This is a genomic window from Endozoicomonas sp. SESOKO4 (assembly GCF_024606275.1).
Genome location: NZ_JAHHPS010000211.1, coordinates 1 through 18,679, shown reverse-complemented (window position 1 = coordinate 18,679; position 18,679 = coordinate 1). Strand labels below are relative to the sequence as shown.

The 18,679-nt window shown below is 48.4% G+C and carries 15 protein-coding genes and 1 pseudogene; 7 read left to right on the top strand and 9 right to left on the bottom strand.

Annotated elements, in window-relative coordinates; all coding sequences use genetic code 11:
* Positions 1 to 143 precede the first annotated feature (143 nt).
* A complete protein-coding gene (gene fliO / locus KDK16_RS04150; RefSeq protein WP_257274794.1) occupies positions 144 to 608 on the top strand; it encodes a flagellar biosynthetic protein FliO in 465 nt (154 codons plus the stop codon).
* A 24-nt stretch (positions 609 to 632) separates the two neighbouring features.
* On the opposite strand, the gene KDK16_RS04145 is transcribed toward fliO, so the two are convergent.
* The 4 genes from KDK16_RS04145 to KDK16_RS04130 all read right to left on the bottom strand — a co-directional run bounded on the left by KDK16_RS04145 (position 633) and on the right by KDK16_RS04130 (position 6,960).
* Positions 633 to 2,771 carry a neutral/alkaline ceramidase gene (locus tag KDK16_RS04145; protein WP_257274793.1) on the bottom strand — a complete coding sequence of 713 codons (2,139 nt, stop codon included), beginning with the start codon at positions 2,769 to 2,771 and terminating at the stop codon, positions 633 to 635.
* A gap of 253 nt (positions 2,772 to 3,024) precedes the next feature.
* A complete protein-coding gene (locus tag KDK16_RS04140; RefSeq protein ID WP_257274792.1) occupies positions 3,025 to 3,369 on the bottom strand; it encodes a hypothetical protein in 345 nt (114 codons plus the stop codon).
* A gap of 394 nt (positions 3,370 to 3,763) precedes the next feature.
* A complete protein-coding gene (locus KDK16_RS04135; RefSeq protein ID WP_257274791.1) occupies positions 3,764 to 6,250 on the bottom strand; it encodes an ABC transporter permease in 2,487 nt (828 codons plus the stop codon).
* The gene (locus KDK16_RS04130) at positions 6,247 to 6,960 is read right to left on the bottom strand and encodes an ABC transporter ATP-binding protein (RefSeq protein WP_257274790.1); all 714 of its coding nucleotides are present in this window, start codon (positions 6,958 to 6,960) and stop codon (positions 6,247 to 6,249) included. Before KDK16_RS04130 ends, KDK16_RS04135 begins: the two co-directional genes overlap by 4 nt.
* Positions 6,961 to 7,051: 91 nt before the next feature.
* On the opposite strand from KDK16_RS04130, the gene KDK16_RS04125 reads away from it, so the two are divergent.
* From KDK16_RS04125 to KDK16_RS04110, 4 genes are all read left to right on the top strand, one after another.
* Positions 7,052 to 7,693 (top strand): arylesterase, encoded by a 642-nt coding sequence (locus KDK16_RS04125; protein WP_257274789.1) that lies wholly within the window; start codon positions 7,052 to 7,054, stop codon positions 7,691 to 7,693.
* A 350-nt stretch (positions 7,694 to 8,043) separates the two neighbouring features.
* A complete protein-coding gene (locus tag KDK16_RS04120) occupies positions 8,044 to 9,027 on the top strand; it encodes a hypothetical protein (protein WP_257274788.1) in 984 nt (327 codons plus the stop codon).
* Positions 9,028 to 9,521: 494 nt separating this feature from the next.
* On the top strand, positions 9,522 to 10,613 hold the full coding sequence (locus KDK16_RS04115) for a hypothetical protein (protein ID WP_257274787.1): 1,092 nt from the start codon (positions 9,522 to 9,524) through the stop codon (positions 10,611 to 10,613).
* A 248-nt stretch (positions 10,614 to 10,861) separates the two neighbouring features.
* Complete coding sequence (locus tag KDK16_RS04110; protein WP_257274786.1) at positions 10,862 to 12,103, top strand: hypothetical protein; 1,242 nt, start codon at positions 10,862 to 10,864, stop codon at positions 12,101 to 12,103.
* Here the strand turns inward: KDK16_RS04110 and KDK16_RS04105 are convergent.
* The 5 genes from KDK16_RS04105 to KDK16_RS04085 form a co-directional block, all read right to left on the bottom strand.
* Positions 12,066 to 12,689: a hypothetical protein gene (locus KDK16_RS04105; protein WP_257274785.1), complete on the bottom strand. Its 624-nt coding sequence runs from the start codon at positions 12,687 to 12,689 to the stop codon at positions 12,066 to 12,068. The genes KDK16_RS04110 and KDK16_RS04105 overlap by 38 nt on opposite strands.
* A complete protein-coding gene (locus tag KDK16_RS04100) occupies positions 12,682 to 13,077 on the bottom strand; it encodes a thioesterase family protein (protein ID WP_257254119.1) in 396 nt (131 codons plus the stop codon). The genes KDK16_RS04105 and KDK16_RS04100 overlap by 8 nt, the downstream gene beginning before the upstream one ends.
* A 137-nt stretch (positions 13,078 to 13,214) precedes the next feature.
* Positions 13,215 to 15,518 carry a PqiB family protein gene (locus KDK16_RS04095; protein WP_257274784.1) on the bottom strand — a complete coding sequence of 768 codons (2,304 nt, stop codon included), beginning with the start codon at positions 15,516 to 15,518 and terminating at the stop codon, positions 13,215 to 13,217.
* Entirely contained in the window at positions 15,515 to 16,168 is a 654-nt protein-coding gene (locus KDK16_RS04090; RefSeq protein WP_257274783.1) for a paraquat-inducible protein A, read from the bottom strand. The genes KDK16_RS04095 and KDK16_RS04090 overlap by 4 nt, the downstream gene beginning before the upstream one ends.
* Positions 16,165 to 16,818: a paraquat-inducible protein A gene (locus KDK16_RS04085; RefSeq protein ID WP_257274782.1), complete on the bottom strand. Its 654-nt coding sequence runs from the start codon at positions 16,816 to 16,818 to the stop codon at positions 16,165 to 16,167. Before KDK16_RS04085 ends, KDK16_RS04090 begins: the two co-directional genes overlap by 4 nt.
* Before the next feature lie 168 nt (positions 16,819 to 16,986).
* Between KDK16_RS04085 and KDK16_RS04080 the strand changes: the two genes are divergently transcribed.
* Both KDK16_RS04080 and KDK16_RS13495 read left to right on the top strand, forming a co-directional pair.
* Positions 16,987 to 17,745: a DeoR/GlpR family DNA-binding transcription regulator gene (locus tag KDK16_RS04080; RefSeq protein WP_257274781.1), complete on the top strand. Its 759-nt coding sequence runs from the start codon at positions 16,987 to 16,989 to the stop codon at positions 17,743 to 17,745.
* Positions 17,746 to 17,857: 112 nt separating this feature from the next.
* Positions 17,858 to 18,679 (top strand): annotated as a pseudogene (locus KDK16_RS13495) (4-hydroxythreonine-4-phosphate dehydrogenase PdxA); the annotation flags it as partial.

Here is an 18,679-nt window from a genome sequence, read left to right as displayed (position 1 = left end):
ACCAATTTATTGCAACCGCAGTAGGACAGCCTTAAGTCCGACAGGCTGCTAGCCTCCGGGAATTTGCTTTTCACGCTTTGCCTTGAATATGATAAGAATTAATGAAAGGTGTTTGGACCGTCCCAGCGCAAGCAGGAGGCTGCGTGAAAAGCCTATTTTTTTATCTGAAAAGTCTTTGTTCGTACCCGGGATTTAAACAATATCCTCACGGACTCAGTCTGCTTTTACTGTCCGGCTTTTCAGCCTTTGCTCTTGCAGAAGAAACGGTAGACAGGCCTGCCGACCTCAGTCTCACCCAGGTCATTGCGCCTTTGTTTTTTGTCATTGTGCTGATTTTTGCCCTGGCCTGGATCGTGAAGAAACTGAATATAGGCACACCCACGGCAGGTCAGGGGATAAAAGTGGTTTCCAGCATTCCGGTTTCCAGTCAGGCCAGAGTCTGTCTGATTCGAATTGGCGAAAAGGATATCCTGCTGGGAGTCACCAATCAGCAAGTCAGTCTGATTCATACGTTTGACGAATCTCCCTTGCTGCCTGATAAGAAGGAAAATCAGCAGGATTTTGCTGTTCAGTTCAAAAACCTGCTGAAAGGTGGCAGCTCGAAATAAGCTACTTCCCTTCTCTTGCTCATGTCATTTTTCACAAGAACGGTTGGTTCCCGATCCTCGAAGAGTGTTGAATGAATCTCTGGAGTGGGTGTCAGTATCAGGATAATGAGCAGAGTAATAGAATGTGCCTGATACAGACTCATAACGTTTTTTCAGTCGACGTCCCCTGGGCCCGGCCTTGTAGTACTCACCACGAATGAGGATACGATACAAACCTTCTTTGTCGTACATATCAGGAGTCCATTCGACGGTAGCAACACCAGCTTGCCATTTGAACCGGGTAGTCCAGTCGTCATCTGTAGCAATCGTATCCCATAGTCCTGTACAGTCATCCTTCCTCTGCACATAGAAAAAACTATCAAGATCCATTCCCGATCTTGGGTGTGATGCAATGTAACGAAGCTTCAATGACTGGCCTGAGTGAATATTACTCTGATTATCAGTCACCACCTTTCCGAATAGAGCATCATATTTTTCCAGAACATCCTCCATATGGACATCGTCGTACAGATAACTCAAATCCAACGGTGTCGCTTCATCCACAGGTGGTGGCTCTTTTTTGCTCAATTGCATGTAAAGACTGGAAAAAGCCTGCAACATGGCACTCAGCTCCCAAGGACCGTATAAAGTGGAGGCTCCCTCGTAATGCTGTTTAGAGAACTCCTCTGCTGTACTCAAATAACTGGCATAATCGTTGGAATACCCGGCGATTACAATATGTCTCAAGGGAATACCGGAAAGTTCTGACAACCTCTTTCGAAGCCTTCTCCCCGCCATGACTGTCGGTTCAACGGGCAATGCAGCAATCTGAAAATTCCCCAGCTGAGCCAGCATTAAAGGCAAGACTTCGGGAACCCAGGGCTGATTAATAACTTCCCGATGCATGTTACCCGAGGGAAATACATCATTGAAATAATGGAAGTTTTTTTCACTTCCCAATGACAGCATGACCGGTTTGGGTCTCTGACATCTCAGTTCTTCTTCTGACGGAGAGGTCAGAAAATCGGTGATTTTTCTTATCCACCATTGCTCATTTTTTCGGCCTTCATAAGCCCCCAGTATTAACCTCACCAGAAAAGGTGACCGGCCATCTTCTGTGCCTGCAGCAAAACTATACCCCATAGCTGGATTGCAGGTTTTTACCAGCTCTGGCTGTCCCGAATATTCTTGCCGGACTTCATAGTTGGAAAAATCCACCCAGTTTTGCACCGACACAATGGGTCCAAAAACTTTCCTGCCTCTGGCATTAAACAGTTCCAGGGCTTTTTTAAACTGTCTTTGGCCGATTTCCCTGACACTTTCATCCGGAGTTTTACCCGGTCCGGTGCCATCAAGATTCAGGTTAGGCGTCATATCCCCAGCGTTAGATTGAGGAAAGGCTGCAATGAATGAAGCCACTCCCCAGTTGTACTTTGCATGACGTTCAAAAGCCCAGCTGGCATAGCCTTTGTTGTCACTGCTTAATAAATGATTGCTGCCAGGATAGGAGACTGCATGGGTGGCAAACCAGGTGATGGCACCTAATGGTTGACCACCCCGGGTAAACCTGAGTTGCTGAACAATCCGGTCGATAGAGTCCTGTTGGCTGGCATCCACATTATTTTCATAGGCCGACAAAGAGCGATTGCGGCTGGCATTGTCCAATAACCCGGTTTTCATCCAGATCTCAGAAGGAGCGAGGTCTTCATGGGCCATCCTGACGGCCTGAACAATGCCCGATACCATCTTTTCAAAAGCCCTGTCATCGAATACGCCATGAGGCATATTGTATAGAAAATGATGGGACTGACCGGCTGCTGCACTGTGGGTATGAGTCGCTGTCAGGATGACGTTATGACGGTTATAAAGAGAACCAAACTGCTGTTCCAACCGGGTGAGAACCGCTTGGTAAACACTGGCAAAAACAGCTCCGGCATCAATGACCACAATGGCAAGACGATGACTTTTCTCATCCTGACTCACCACAAATGCTCTGGCCCACTGACGATCATTTATTCCGGCACTGATCTGACTGCTATCGGCATAACCCATCATGCCACTGCCCACTGCCGGGCCGGTGATATCCGCTTTACTGACCCCTACCCAATAAGAAGCACTGGCCCAGGGCGTCAAAAGGAGCAGCATTAAAATGAGGCTACCAGGAGGAAATGTGAGTCGGTTCATAAATACCCCTATCAATTCAGGAGAGGGGAGTATAGCTGGCTCTCAGATTTAGCAAGGCTCACAGGACAGGTAATTGGGGAAAACTACCATAAAAACCACAGCAAAAACACAGTTATCCAACAAGTTATCCACAGGATGCACCTGATTTTATAGAAAGGTTATAAAGCGGTTGCCAGTGAGAAAGGAAAGGAGGTTGCAATACAGAAATAATCTTTTCCCACATTGGCGAAAAAAGATTATTTCTGCGGTATCACTATTGCTTCATCATCATGCCAACCAGTTGCAGCATCTGCATTTCTGTCTGGCAAATTTTCTGAAGATCTGCCTGGGTCTCCCTGCTCATATCACCCAGTCGATCATTCATTTCATCCTGTCCGTGCCATTTTTCAGCAGCCATATCTTCCGGGTAAGCCTCTACCAGTCTGTCATGGAGTCCCTGCTGCTTTTCCCAGAGAACACTGAGCATAACGATAAGAATGGGAGGAGCCTGCCCTGTGAGTGAACGAAGCCTGATATAGGTCCAGTACAACTGAGCAATTCGAAAAGTGCTGTTGCGCAGACACAAAAGGGATAGATAAGCTTCTTCCTGATCAGTCATGAAGTGTCTCCTCGGTCCTATAGGGCACCCAGAACTCCTCATCAGAAGACTTACGACTGTCTTAAGGCTTGGGTAATACTGCGGATGAGGGTCACTCAGACAGCCTTCAGAAAGCAACCCATAAAATCACTGTAACATGGTCATCACAATTGCCCATAGAGAAAATCGACTCATTTTCCAGCTTCTGAACAGAGGTCATCAACAACCGGAAAAATCTCTGGTTAAAAAAGTTATCCACTTTTCCACAAAAACCCTTATCAACCCCCTGAATGAACTGTGGATAAGTGAAAAGCAGCCTTTGAATCCGGCTTCATTGAAGAGCTGGTTAAAAAATAGCCAACACCTCAATAAATAACCCTCGCCCGGCCACTTACCCTTTTAAGCGGTTTGACGGCTACTTAAGAACGGCACCCGGCGGCTGTCTGATCACACGTCTGATACCTAGCCAACCTGACAGGCCAATCAGCAAAGCACTGATAATGGGTAGCGTAAACCAGAGCCAGATAGCAGGCTGCCAGGAAAGCTCAAAGACCTGAACATTCAACCAAACGCTACAGAGTTCTGTGCCTAAAACGGCGATCACGCCGGAGAATGCTCCCATAATGAAGAATTCTCCTGTCTGCATGATCACAAGTTGCTTTCTGCTTCCACCCAGAGATCGAATTAAAGCGCCCTCACGCAGTCGGGTATCAAGACTGGCTTCTACAGCCGATGCCAGTACCAGCAAACCCGCCAGCAGCAGCGCCAGAAGCATGGCTTCCACCGCAAGAACGGACTGCTCAAGCATCATCTGAACCTGACTGATAACAGCATCCATATCCAACAGACTGATGGTTGGAAACTGTCGAACCAGTTCATTCAAAACCAGCCGGTCATCAGGTGGCAGATAAAAACTATTCAGCCAGGTGGCTGGCAACCCCTTCAGAGAAGTTTCTGGCAAAACCATATAAAAGTTGGGTTGGAAGGACTCCCATTGAACTTCCCTGATACTGGTGACCTCGGCAGTCAGTTTCGTCCCCGCAATCATGAACGACAGTTCATCACCCAGATTGACCCCCAGGTGTTCGACAATAGACTTCTCAATGGAAATCTCACCGGTATCACCCGGTTGCCACCAATCCCCTGCCACTATCTCGGCTTCAGATACAGGTTGGTCTGACCAGGTCATGTTCAACTCACGATGCAGGGAGTTATGATCCCTCTGCTTTTCTGAAACAGCCTCTTTGGCCGGCTGACCATTGATTTCAATCAGACGACCCCGAACCATAGGATAAAGGGACGTTCCTTCTATATCATTGCTCTGCAGGAAGTTCTGAAAGGGCTCCACTTCTGCCGGCTGAATATTGATCGCAAAGTAATTGGGGGTTTTCTCAGGTAATTGTTGCTGCCAGCGTTGCAGTAAATCTGTTCTTACCAACAGCACCAACGCCATAGCCATGAACGTCAGGGTAAAGGCTATCAGCTGGGCAGATGTTTGTCCCTGTTCCTGCAGCAGTCGTTTCACACCAAGCCGCCAGACCATAGGTACGGGCTGCTCTGAAAGGCGACGATGAACGCTTGCTAGTCCGACTTTGACCGCCAGCATGATTATTGATATGACGGTGCCGACCCCAAGAATGATTCCCGCTGTCATCAAAAACTGGCCTGTGTGATACCAGAGCAGCAACAACATGGAAAGCAGAGATAGCCCATACACTGACCAAACGCCTGCGGCAGACGGTGTCAGCTCACGTCTTAGCACCCTCAATGGCGTAACTTCCCTCAGCCTCAGTAAGGGAGCCAGTCCAAATCCAATCAGTGTAATAATTCCGGTCAAACCACCCAGAACCATGGGCATAGAACCGGCCTCCGGGAGCCATACGGGTAAAACACCCGCCAACAGTTTGACCACTCCCGTTTGTAACAACCAGCCAATGAACACTCCGGGTAGTGCAACCAGAATAGCCATCAAGAGCAGCTCTCCGATAAAAATCTGCATGAGCTGATTCTGCTGCGCTCCCATGCACCGCATCACAGCGATACCATCAAAGCGTCGTTCGGCAAAGCGGCGACTGGACATGGCAACTGCGATACCTGCCAGAAGCATGGCAGCAATACTGCCCAGTCCCAAAAACTGCCTTAGAAGTACAACAGAACTGCGCAGGTCTTCACGGTCGTCTTCTGCCAGATTCAGCTTTTCGCTGTCGGATAAAAGGGGCTCAATCTTATTTTTGAATCCTGTCAGCTGGTGTTCTTCGCCCGCAATCAAGGTTTTCCAGTGAACCCGACTGCCTGGCTGGATAATTCCAGTAGCATCCAGATCGTTTATGTTGAACATCAGGCGGGGAGACAGACTGTAAAAACCACCCCCACGATCGGTTTCCAGAGTGATGGCACGTGCGACTTTGAACTCTGACTCCCCAAGTATCAAAGTGTCGCCTACTTCAACGCCCAGGAGCGGAAACAATCTGGGCTCCAGCCAGACTTCCCCTTCGTCAGGCGTATCCTCAGTCACTTCATCCGGTGCAAAAGGCTGATCAGCCGCTCTCATTTGCCCACGTAGGGGATAATTACTGGATACCGCTTTAGCTGAAACCAGCTGCATCTGATCTCCAGCCATGACTACTGAAGGAAACTCCAGAACAGTGGCCTGCTCAACAGGTTGGCTTGCTATCGTCTGACTCACCTCTTCAGACAGCTTTGTGGGACTGCTAATGACCAGATCAGCCCCCATCACCTCGGCTACCTGTCTACCCAGTGAAAGTTGTAGCCTGTCGCTGAAAATCGCGATAGCGGTGCTGACGCTCACTGCCATCAGAAGAGATAACATCAGCAGCCAGAGTTCACCGGATCGCCAGTCCCTCACCAGAAAACGCCAAGAGAGCATAAGACTTCGACTCATTTGGCTGCTCCGGAGTGTTCAACCTCTTCTTCCAGACGCCCCTGAGTCAGCTTTAAGACTCGCTGACAGCGCCGGGCTAACTGCAAATCGTGAGTCACCAGAACCAGGGTTGTTTTGTTTTCCCGGTTCACTTCAAAGAGCAAGTTAATGATACTTTCCCCGGTTTTTTCATCCAGATTGCCCGTCGGCTCGTCTGCAAACAGAATGTCTGGCTGCCCGGCAAAAGCCCTGGCAATGGCAACCCGCTGTTGTTCTCCACCGGATAACTGTCTGGGGTAGTGAGTCAGCCTTTGAGATAATCCCACCCTTTCAAGTAACGTTCTGGCATGCGTCTGGGGGCTCTCTTTTCCTGCCAGTTCCAGGGGTAGCATGACGTTTTCCAGTGCGGTCAGATTGGGCAGAAGATGGAAAGACTGAAAAACAAAGCCGGTATGATCAGCCCTGACCCGGGCTCTGGCGTCTTCATCCAGATGATCAATCCGGTTTCCAGCCAGAGCCACCTCACCCTGAGTAGGCTGATCAAGACCTGCAAGAATGCCCAGCAGAGTAGATTTGCCGGACCCTGAAGTCCCGATGATGGCGACAGACTCCCCGGACTTGATCTTGAGATCGAGTCCGGACAAGATGGTGAGCGATCCACTCCGGGCTGTCACTGTTTTAATCAGAGATTGCGCCGAAACGGCAATGGGGGATTCTGTGCTAATAATCATACGCAGTTGTTTGCCGATGTATAAATTAATTGTTATTGGGCGGTTTTTTTCTGTGAAAAATAGTGCGTTTTACCCGCGTTCATATTCGAGGATGACACAAAATAGTCTTTTTTTCTCATGGCTTTCTATACGCTCATGGCTGTTTATCGGATCTCTCACCCTGAGCTGGAATACATCCGCAGCCGAGAAAACCCTGCTGGTTTATGGTGACAGTCTCAGTGCGGCTTATGGTATTGAAATTAATCAAGGATGGGTTCATTTATTACAGCAAAAAATGCAACAAGCCAACCCTGACTGGAAAGTGGTCAATGTCAGTATCAGTGGCGAGACAACAGCGGGAGGCCTGAGTCGGCTAAAAACGACACTAGATAAATATAAGCCTAAGCTCATACTTTTGGAATTGGGGGCAAACGACGGGCTTCGGGGCACTTCTCTGGAGAGCACGAAACAGAACCTTGAAAAAATGATTGAAATGGCCCAGGCCAATAACGTCAAAACCGTCCTGTTTGAGATGCAGATTCCTCCCAATTACGGACCAATCTATACCCGTAAATTTACAAACATTTTTCAGGAACTGGGCAAAACCTACAACCTGACTGTTGTACCCTTCTTTCTTCAGGGTGTTGCAGGAAACAGTAATTTGAATCAGCCTGATGGCATCCACCCAAGCGCCGGCGCACAACCAAAACTGCTCAAAAATATCTGGACTACTCTCCAGCCACTCCTGAAGTGAAATTAAACTGCCCAACCATCTGTCGGCCACTGACTTAGAGCCTCATCCGGTTGGAGGGGATCTGCCCTTCTTTGAAGAAATTTTCGGGCTGGCAGGTCAAATTTTTCGTCTATGCTCATATTCGTTTTTTATTAGGGACGGATTGAGCTATGCGTCATTATTTTATTCATCAATCAAGATGGCTTTTTTTATTTGTTTTGTTATCGGGTCCACAAGTGCTGGCCAACCCCTGTAAGCATTGCGGCAAAGAGAGTGAGCCCGGTAAGGATGGGCAAATGTTCTGCCAAACCTGTAACTCATTGAAGTTTACTTCTCCACCTCCCAGCCCGTCATCCTCCGATAATGAAAGTTTGAAAAACTTTGCAGCTCGAAAGAACGCCACCGAAACAATAAACTCCATCACACCTTCTCCCAAGGTAGCTCCGTCATCCTATAGCATCTCGTTATCGAAGGGTAAAAATGATGATGAGTTGATGGCTCAAATTCGCGTCAATGACATGGCTCGAATTCATGTCAGTGACATGGTTGTTGATGGCGATGTGCGGGAAGATAGCGATGCATTTACTAAGGTGCTTGCCAAGGTTATTGCTCAGGATCTGATGGAGATTGATGAAAACATGAAGGTGAGTCATCTGAAAGTTAAGCTGGAGGAGAGTCATCATCTGCAGAAGTTGTTGAAGATGGTGGAACAACAACTAAAGCAGTTGAAGATGTTGCAAAAGTCGCAAAAACTGTACCATGCACAGCTCAATGCAGGCGCTCTGAAGACACAAAAGATGCCAATTCATGAAAAGCTAATAGCTCTTAATCATGAGAGAGCGGCGAAAATAGCCTCATCTCAATGGCCGAGCCTGTCAGATATGCGAATGACTAATCTGCTCAGTGCTGAGTTTCAGAATTCTCAACTGATGATGGATCTTACCTCAGTTTTCCAGGCTATTCAGGGAGGAAATATGATACAGCTGCTCATTACTCAGAGTGTGGCAGCAGATGAGGGCAGTCAGGCTGCTGCAGGTACAGTTACGCCGATGATACTTGGCTTTATTATTCCAGACCCTGCTATGGACGGTCATAAAGAGTCTACAGATATGCACCTGCTCACGGGAACCCGGCCAGTGCAAGTAAATCAAGATAATTTAAAAAACGTACTCACAGACATGATGAAGGCACTCGGTGAAAACAAACACAATGCTCATTTATCTTTACACTTCTTTCTGAGCCCTCCAACGTATCTTCACGATAACGAAGATCCTCTACCATCAACGTTCAATATCGAAAATTCAATTAATCTTAATCCTTCCCTTGGCGGATTTGCCTTCGACAAGGTCTTTTGACCACAAACAGTATTTGATCAGCCCGAGGATGTATTTTTTGCCGCTGTTCTCAGGTGACGCGGGAAGTGCTTTGTTAATTGATTCATGATGGGTATCTCCTGCGTTGTGAGGGATAAAAGCTTGCAGCCGGGTTGTGATTTTTGAAGACGTCCTCAAATCAGCGCTTCAGGTTGAAAAGTTTTAAACGGCCAGACTGCTGGTTCTGATGTTGCGATTGAACCGCATCATGGAATGAACCCTGATCCTTCATGGCCCCGACATATCATCGGGCCGGGCGGGTCTTGCCTTTCGTTGAGACATATTCTGGCTGGCAGGGAAAGATTTTAGTCTATGCTCATATTCGCTTTTGATTAAGGGCGGATTGAGATATGCGGCATTATTTTATTCATCTGGCGAGATGGTTTTTCTTATTTATTTTGTTGTTTAGCCTAAAAGTGTCAGCTAGCCCCTGTAAGAATTGCGGTAAAGAGAATGAGCCCGGTAAGGATCCGCAAATGTTGTGCCAAGCCTGTGATTGCGAGAAGCTTACTTCTCTGGCTTCCAGTCCGTCATCCCCCGCTAATGAAGGTTTGAAAAACTCTGCAGCCAAAAAGGACGCCACCGGAGCAACGAACGATGAGATACCTGTTCCCCCCAAGTTAGATCCGTCACCCTATGGGATCTGGTTAACGAAGGATGAAAATGAAGGTTCATTGAAGGCTCGAATTCAAGTTAGTGACGAGACTTTGGATGCTTTTGAGCGGGAAGACGGCAATGCATATGCAAGGGCAGTTGCCAAGATACTTGCTCTGAATATGACCGAGATTGCTGAAGACATGGATGTGAATGAATTGGATGTTAGTTTGGAGGGGGAGCATCACTGTCAAAAGAAAATGGAGAGGCGGGATCCTCAAAACCTGCATAAGTCCCTGAAATTTTTTATGCGTCGCTTTCAAAAACAGATGAAGAAGGGGGCTCACAGTCAGTTGGAGAGATTGCAAGAACTGCATCAGGCACAGCTTAATGCAGGAGCCCTGCAGATAAAAAAGATGCCAATCCACAAAAAGGCAACAGCCCTTACTCATAAGAGAACTGCGAGAATAGACCCCTCTCAATGGCCGAACCTGTCAGATATGGGAATGACTCTCCTGCTCAGTGCTGAGTTTCAGAATTCCCAACTGATGATGGATCTTACTTCAGTTTTTCAGGCTATTCAGGAAGGAAATATGATACAGCTGATCATTACTCGAATGGTAGTGGCCGATGAGGGCAACAAGGCTGCCGCCGCCACAGTTAAGCCGATATTGCTTGGAGCTATTATTCCGGACCCTGCTATGAACGGTCATACAGAGTCTACGGATATGCACCTGCTAATTGGGCGGCTGCCAGTGCATGTTAATCAGGATAATTTAATGAACGTACTTACAGCCATTATGCAGGCGCTCGGTAAAAGACGGCGCAATGCTCATTTATCTTTACACTTTTTTCTGAGCCCTCAAATGTCTATTCAGGACATCGAAGATCCTCTACCATCAACGATCAATATCGAACATTCGATTAATCCTGATCCTTTTCTTGGCGGCTTTGCCACTGATAAGTCCTTTTGACTGCGCACAGTATTGTCGAATTAATACATTCAGTGCAATCATCACTGACTTATAAGTCAGAAGACGTTTACTCTACTGATTCTGACGATGCGATTTGAACGCATCATGAACTGACCTCTGATCCCGGACGAGCTTGTCATATGATCGAGTAGTGTGGGACTTGCCTCTCTCTATGAATTCTGTTGGCGGGCAGTGCAAAATTTTAGTCTATGCTCATATTCGTTTTTTTATTAAGGACGGATTGAGATATGCATGGTTATGTTATTCATCCATCGAGATGGCTTTCTTTATTTGTTTTGTTGCTTAGTGTGAAAGTGCTGGCTGCCCCCTGTACCTGTGAGCGTTGCGGCAAAGAGCTGTTCTGCCGAACCTGTGATTCCGGGAATTCTACTTCTCCACCACCTGGTTCGTCATCCTGCGCTGATGAAGATTTGGAAAGCTCTGCAGCAAAAAACACCACCGGAGCAACGAGCTCTGAGACACCTGATCCCGATGAGGGTTATCTCTTACCCTATAGGTTCTTGACGGTAGAGAAGGATGAAAATAATGATGCGTTAATTGTTCATGTTAAAGTCGTACGCAGGATTATTGATGCCATCGAGCGGGAAGCAGATGCCTATAAATGTGTCAGGGTATTGGCTGAGCAGATTGCTTCTAATCTGGTGGATGTGGCCAATCTCAGGGGGTTAGATCATGTAAATTTTAAGTTGGACGAGGGGGATAGGGAGCGTCTGCCAAAGCTATTTGAGATGGTGGAGCAAAAGCAAAAGCAGATGGAGTTCTTGAAAAAAATGTTTCTGGCAGCGCGCAGAGCAGGAGCCGGAGCCGAATGGCCAATAGTAATAAATCACCCAATCCATGTAATGAAGTCCCCAATCCATGAAAGGGTAGAAACTCTGACTCAAGAAAGAGCCGCGAAAATAGACTCATCCCAATGGCCGGATCTGTCAGATATGGGAATGTTTCACCTGCTCACTGCTGAGTTTCAGAACGCCTCACTGATGATCGATCTCACTTCTGTTTTTCAAACTATTCAGGAAGGAAATTTGATACAGCTGATCATTACCCGAATGGCAGTGGCCGATGGGGGTAATCAGGCTGCCGCGAGCACAGTCACGCCGGTGATGCTTGCAGCTATTATTCCGGATGCCTTCACTGGGTGCAGCCTTTGCAGCGGTGACGGTCAAACAGATTCTACGTATATTCATCTGGTATGGGGAACCCCGACAATGGATATCAATGAACAAAACCTGCCCCTGCCAGTGCGTTTTAAACAACATAACTTAATGAATGTACTCACAGCCGTTATGAATGTAGTCAGTGAAAACGAGCACAATGCAGATTTATCTTTACACCTTTTTACAACCCCTCGAACCTATGTTATTCAGGATGACGAATATCACCCATTGTGTAGACTCAATCTCAGAGATCGGATTAATCCTGGCCTTCCCGTCAGCGTAATCGCCACTGATGGTGGAATAAGTCAATAAGTGCAATCATCACAAGTTCAGGAGTCAGTAGACGTTTGTTGTGCTGACTCCATTGAATGGTAAAAAAAGCCCCCAGTGTTTTGCGGCTGATGGCATTGCTGATAGCTGCAAGGCTGAGTCCCGAGAGCTGTTTCCAGTTCACATCGCTTTTGATAGGCCCCCGACTCTTAACGGCGATCAGGTTAAACTGCATGATTTCGTTGGCAACAATCTCGTTTGCTCCATTTTCCCCAAGCATGTCCCGAGACAGAACCCGGCACTTTCGACTGACCTCCCCGGCATCAGGCCTGCTTGAATACTCCGTCAGCAAATAACCCTGCTCAAGTCGGTGATGGGCCTCCCGGGCATTTGCCTGAGCATAACAACTGAGACGCCAGGCTCCCGCTGAGGTACCCAGAAGGTTCAGGGGTTGCTGCCTGTCTTTGAAGTATTCTCCTATCAGACACTTGTCCAGACCTGTTAGCACGAACCATTTAGGACCGCCCGAAGCCCCCAGCATGACATCAATACCGGACTGAGGAAGACCTTCATCTCGTATTTTTGCCAGAGCCCCGGAACCGGCCCTGATTTCAAGGACATCAGCCATTACCGGACTGCTCTGACAACGCTTGTCGGATATCTTCAGGGATGGGAGAAGCTTTCCCGGCCTGATAATCATAGTGAATCAACACTGCCTTGCCTCGTGCCGCCAGAACGTCTTTCTGCCAAGCTTCATGATAGATACACATGGATGAATTACCCACCTTCTCAAGGCAGGTTCTGATTTCAACATCAGCCCCGTACTTTAGCTGTGCTGTATATTCCACTTCAATTCTGGCAATGATCAGTCGCCAGGTTTCGGTATCCAGACCCGGAGAAAACAGACGAAAGATCGGCTCTCTGGCCTGTTCAAACCATACGGGCAGAACCGTGTTATTTATGTGCCCCAGGGCATCTGTCTCAGAAAAGCGGGGAGAGAGGGTATGCAGGTACATCAGTATTCTTCTTTATAATTGGAAACCTGCTTTGAATAGACTGCAATGGCTTCCTGCTGTCAGTATTATTGTTTAATCAGTTTCCTATGATGCCTGCATTAGAAAAAGATGCAAATAGTCGTTTAGCATGTCTGAAGCTATTCAGGATACACAATGGCAGGAGTCCATTTCAGCCATTCAGGCTTCGGTTCGTCAGCCAACTCGAACGACGTTTCCGGAGCAACCCGAACTCCCTGCTCTGGTGTCGCAAAGGCGATGCCACCTGCCAGAACCGCTTCGAGAGACTCTGTTCGAATGCTGGCACCACTGAACAAACCAAAGTGGAAATCCACGCCACTGGCATTCCAGAATTGGCTTTTTTTGGTGACCAGCGGAGCGTAGCGATCCTCGATGTTGAGAAAAATAATGACTTTGTTGGCCGGGTTACCTAGCTTGAATCCGGTGACCACACCTACCGGAATTTCCCGGTAATAAACGGGATTGCCCGGTTTAATGGAGCCCAGTTGAGTGCTGACCAACTGAATACGCAGACCACCAGAGCGAGGCTGGTCGTCAGGCGCTCGTGGGTCTGCAACAAAAACATCACGCTTGGCAGCAGCTTGAGAGCGTGCCGGCGACACGCTGATATAAAGACCCGTCAGCAGTGTTTCCAGATGAGCCGTGTTAGTCAGGCCAAGTTTGGGTTTGACCAGCCAGAATCTGGAACCTCTGCGAGCCAGCCAATCTGCGCTTTCATTAAGCAATATTGTGGCTTGTATGGCTTTTTTGGCATCATCCAGATTAAGCTCTGTTACTCTTCCCATTTCCAAACCTTTGTACTTCAGTCGTGTACCTACCTGAAGGCCATCCGCAGATTCAAACTGAATGTGTATGAACTTGCCTGTTTCGCTTGCCTGATTAATATCGTCATACAAAATAAACCGGGTTTTGTTGGGAACTCTGGCTGCATCAGGGTTAGGGGTTTTAAATGCAATGCCGCCTGATAGCATAGAATTTAGTGTGCCCGCCCTGACCTTGAACCCCTGCAATCCACCTTCCAATGTCACACCGCTGATATTCCAGAAAAGTGTACTTTTATTCACAAGATGTTGATATTCAGGCTTGATCAATATTTTGACCACCACACCGTCTTTTCCCAGCGAGTAGGACTCCACCTCACCGACAGGCATCTTTCTGTAGAGGACAGGACTCCCTTGATTCAGGCCTTCAAGAGAGTCGGCCCTGAGTTCAAGGTGCAAGCCCGGAGAGGAGGGTGAAGCCGGAGGCTTATTGGCCAGACCCATGAACTCTTTTTCCGGTTCTGCTTTTTTCATATCAACCTGACTGACATCCATAGCGATATAGCGGCCAGCCAACAAGGTTTCCAGACCGGTGATGCCTTTCAGGTTTATTTGTGGTGCCACCATCCAGAAACGGGCACCTTTTACCAGAATGTTCCCGGCTTCGGGACGAATAACGGCCTCGGCAATAATGGCTGAGTAATCCTCATTAAACGACGTATCTTTGATAACGCCCACTTCCATACCATGGAACAGTATTTTTGATTTCTCCTGACCAAGGGCAACATCCAGAGGGAACTTAATAGAAATACGGATACCCGCTTCCGCTGCATCATAATCGTTATACAAAGGAAAGCGGGCTCCATCGGAAGCTTCCGGCTCTTTTTCCTCCCATTCCGGAGTGTAAAGAGCAACCCCGCCCTGAATCATGGAAATCAACGACTGAGTTCTCACCTTCAGGTGGGGCAGGCTTCCGGAAATATCCACTCCCCCTGCATTCCAGAAGCGGGTATTTTTTCTAATCAGATGTCTGAACATCGGCTTGATGTATATATGGATATCGACCCTTTCGTCATCGGACGAGAGAGCGTAACGAGTCACTTCGCCAATCTTTAGACGACGATAATAAACCGGACTACCCTCCTGCACAGAAGACAACTCATCAGCCTGAAGTATCAGGCTAAGTCCACCTTCGTTAATGCCCGGCGTGGGTGGCGACTTTAGCGCCGAAAAGGACAGCTGCTTGCTACCCTTCCCAGAAGGCTTAAAAGCGATATAGTTGCCAGAGACCAGAGTATCCAGACCAGACACTCCCGCTACAGAAAGTTGCGGCTGAACCAGCCAGAACTGACTGTTATCCCTGAGATAATTCTCCATCTGCCGGTCCATTTCCAGCACAACATCGACACCTTCAAGGTCGTCTGTCATGGTCATTCGGGCCACTTTACCGATCGCCAGACCGTTGTACCTGACTTCTGTTTTGCCCACCTGCATGCCTTTGGCGCTGTCAAAGTGAACGTGAACTTCCAGACCGTGTTGATAAAGGGTTCTCCAGATCAGAAAGGCAACGATCATCAAAGCAATGGCAGGCAGCAGCCAGATGGCTGGAACACGACGACGCTCTTTCAGATCAGCGTTCACAGCGATCTTTTTATCGCTCATTGTTGATCTCCTTTCAGACTGAACTGCCTTGACCGGTCCCAAAGTAATCTGGGATCAAAACTCATTGCCGCCCACATAGTCAGCACCACTACCGCAGCAAACGCAAAAGCCGCAGGACCCGCCGTCACAGTGCCCAAATGCCCGAACTGCACCAGTGCAACGAGCAGCGAGATAATAAAAATATCCAGCATGGACCAGCGGCCAATCCAGACAATCAGTCGATACAAGACGGTCTGACGACCCGGGTTCATCCTTCGTGTATGCACACAAACCAGCAGCCACACCATGCCCAAAAGTTTCATCAGAGGGACCAGGATGCTCGCTGTAAAAACCAACAGAGCAATGGGTGCCATACCATGATGCACCAGCTCTATAACACCCGACATGATGGTATCCGGCTTGCTGCGCCCAAATCGGCTTACGGTCATTATCGGCAGCATATTTGCAGGTATGTAGAGCAGTCCGGCGGTCAGGGTCAGAGCCCAGGACCGGGACAGACTGTCTTTTTTTCTTAACCGCACTTTACTGCCACAACGGGGACATCGGTCATCTTCTGCCTGACAAACCTTGTGGCAATCCAGACACAGTTTTATCCCACGGTCAGCACCACTGGACATCAGGCTGGATTGATCCGGATCCGATGCAGTCATTCATCCTCTCCCAGCATTGTCCAGATCTCATGTTCATTCAGGTTCAGGGTGATGATCAATTCACAAAGCATCAGCCCGGCAAAGCAATACAAGCCTATGCCTACCTGCGCACTGGCCATATCTGCCAGTTTGATGACCGCCACCAGGGCACCCAGAAAATAGATTTCCGTCATACCCCACTCTTGCAGATGGGCATACAGTCTGAGCAGACTTCTGGATAACCTGCGCCACCGGCCGTTGACGGCAGGAACTTTGATGCTAGTCACTATGATCTGAAGCAGAATCAAAAGACGCAGCAGAGGGATCAGAATGGCAAACAACAGAACCAGTAAGGCAATTGCACCATAATCCCCTTGATAAAGAGCGACAACACCTCCGGAAATGGTGCTTTGCTGAACATTCCCCAGAATGTCCATGGACAGAACAGGGTAATAATTGGCCGGTATGAACAGAATTAAACCGGTCACAACAAGAGCCAGGCAACGCTGGATGCCTGCAGGGCGGTGAGACTCCAGCACACAGCCACATCGAGGGCATGCAGCCTGCTGCCGATAGGCTGGATCATGTCTGAAGACCGGGGTATTTATCATCAGGTCACAGTCAGGACAAAGCCTGATGCCTGAATCAAAACTCGTCTCTTTTTTAACCATACAGGTATATCTGGGGAAGAAACTGAACAAATTCTGCCATATAATCTGCCAGTGAATTTTAGCTGTTCTGATTGCCTTGTCTCTATATCGGCAGCACGGACCAGTACTGCGCCCCGGTTCACTGTGAGGCGTCAATAACAGATACACAATGATTCAAGAGGTCAAGGTATGCTTCCCGTTGAGCGTCGAGAGCACATTCTGTCTTACGTTGAAGAAAAAGGTTGTGCCAATATCGAAGAGATGGCGGAGAAATTCGATGTTTCCCAGATGACTATTCGTCGCGATATACGCACTCTGGAGCAGGAGGACAAACTGCGCGTCACCTATGGCGGTGCAGTATCCAAAAGCTTCCTGATGGAAGATATCCCCTACGAAAAGAAGAACGCTGTCAACATTGAAGAGAAAAAGTCCATTGCTCACGAGGCCCTCAAGCTGGTCAAGGAAGGACAGATCATTCTGCTGGATGCCGGTACAAGCACCATGGCCCTGGCCAAACTGATGATGCGCATGAAGGTCACCATTGTGACCCCGGACCTGAAGATCGCTCTGCAACTTTCAGACTCCTCCACCGCCAGGGTCTACACCACGGGAGGTCTGGTCAGCGCCATTACCAAGGCTCACTGTGACACAACCGCCCTGTCTTTCCTGGACAGCATTAACGCAGACATTGCTTTTCTGGCGACCAACAGCTGGAGTCTGCAACACGGTATGACCACTGCCTCTACCGACCATTACTTTATTCGTCGCAAGATGCTGGAACGTGCAACCCGCAGTGTTCTGCTGGCAGACTCCAGCAAGTTCGGAGCTTCCAGCATGAAGACTATCTGTCAGCTGGATGAGCTGGATACCATTATCACGGACAGCCGTTTCGATGACGAGAGTCTGGCGGCCATCAGGGAATCAGGCGGTCATATTATCCGCTCCTGATGATGCGACAGCATCTCATCACACCTTTTGCGACAGCTTCTTTGGCGTGGTGACATCTTCTAAACTCACAGCTATAAAATAGGTTGAGACCAGCCAGATGTTGCTGTGAGTAATGAAACCCCTGATCAGTATGCCAATGGGCGACCCGGCCGGAATCGGCCCGGAAGTCCTGATAAAAGCACTTTCAGCCAATGACTTTTCCGATGCCTCTCGATTACTGGTCGTCGGCTATGTGGAGATCCTTCAGCAAACTATCTCGTCCTGCAATTTGCCCCTTACTATCAAGTCTGTGAAGACCTGTGCAGATATTGATCCCCGGACGGGTATTCTCAATGTCCTTGAGCCTCCCAACCCCCGCCAAATTTTCGAGCTGGGCAAGGTTTCCGCTGCCGCAGGAAAGATGGCCTACGACTGTATTCAACTCGCAACTCAACTGGCTCTGGACAAAGAAGCCCACGCTCTTGTAACGCCTCCCATTAACAGATGTCTCTGGACGCAGCAAATATCAGAGAAACAGGACACACCGAAATTCTTGCCGATCTGACAGACAGCAAACACCCACTCACTTTGTTTGAGGTTGCAGGCTTGAAAGTATTTTTTCTCTCACGACATTTGTCTCTCAGGCTGGCGTGTGACTTCGTTACTCAAAAGAACCTGATTCAATGTGCTGAAAGCGCGGTTGATGCCCTGAAATCGCTGGGTATTGAGGCCCCTCACCTGGCTATAGCAGGGTTAAATCCTCATTGTGGAGATAACGGACTGTTTGGACATGAAGAACAAGAAGAAATCTGGCCCGCTGTCCGTAAACTGCAACAACTTGGATTCAACGTGTCGGGCCCCTTGCCTGCCGACTCAGTGTTTTATCAGGCTCTGAATGGACAGTTTGATGCCGTCATCTCGCTCTACCACGATCAGGGACACATCGCGACCAAGA

What these genes read in the sequence shown, in the direction of transcription:
- KDK16_RS04145 (WP_257274793.1), bottom strand. Translation starts at nt 2,771, where the DNA reads ATGAACCGACTCACATTTCCTCCTGGTAGCCTCATTTTAATGCTGCTC.
- KDK16_RS04140 (WP_257274792.1), bottom strand. Translation starts at nt 3,369, where the DNA reads ATGACTGATCAGGAAGAAGCTTATCTATCCCTTTTGTGTCTGCGCAAC.
- KDK16_RS04135 (WP_257274791.1), bottom strand. Translation starts at nt 6,250, where the DNA reads ATGAGTCGAAGTCTTATGCTCTCTTGGCGTTTTCTGGTGAGGGACTGG.
- KDK16_RS04130 (WP_257274790.1), bottom strand. Translation starts at nt 6,960, where the DNA reads ATGATTATTAGCACAGAATCCCCCATTGCCGTTTCGGCGCAATCTCTG.
- KDK16_RS04125 (WP_257274789.1), top strand. Translation starts at nt 7,052, where the DNA reads ATGACACAAAATAGTCTTTTTTTCTCATGGCTTTCTATACGCTCATGG.
- KDK16_RS04115 (WP_257274787.1), top strand. Translation starts at nt 9,522, where the DNA reads ATGTTGTGCCAAGCCTGTGATTGCGAGAAGCTTACTTCTCTGGCTTCC.
- KDK16_RS04110 (WP_257274786.1), top strand. Translation starts at nt 10,862, where the DNA reads ATGCATGGTTATGTTATTCATCCATCGAGATGGCTTTCTTTATTTGTT.
- KDK16_RS04105 (WP_257274785.1), bottom strand. Translation starts at nt 12,689, where the DNA reads ATGGCTGATGTCCTTGAAATCAGGGCCGGTTCCGGGGCTCTGGCAAAA.
- KDK16_RS04100 (WP_257254119.1), bottom strand. Translation starts at nt 13,077, where the DNA reads ATGTACCTGCATACCCTCTCTCCCCGCTTTTCTGAGACAGATGCCCTG.
- KDK16_RS04095 (WP_257274784.1), bottom strand. Translation starts at nt 15,518, where the DNA reads ATGAGCGATAAAAAGATCGCTGTGAACGCTGATCTGAAAGAGCGTCGT.
- KDK16_RS04090 (WP_257274783.1), bottom strand. Translation starts at nt 16,168, where the DNA reads ATGACTGCATCGGATCCGGATCAATCCAGCCTGATGTCCAGTGGTGCT.
- KDK16_RS04085 (WP_257274782.1), bottom strand. Translation starts at nt 16,818, where the DNA reads ATGGTTAAAAAAGAGACGAGTTTTGATTCAGGCATCAGGCTTTGTCCT.
- KDK16_RS04080 (WP_257274781.1), top strand. Translation starts at nt 16,987, where the DNA reads ATGCTTCCCGTTGAGCGTCGAGAGCACATTCTGTCTTACGTTGAAGAA.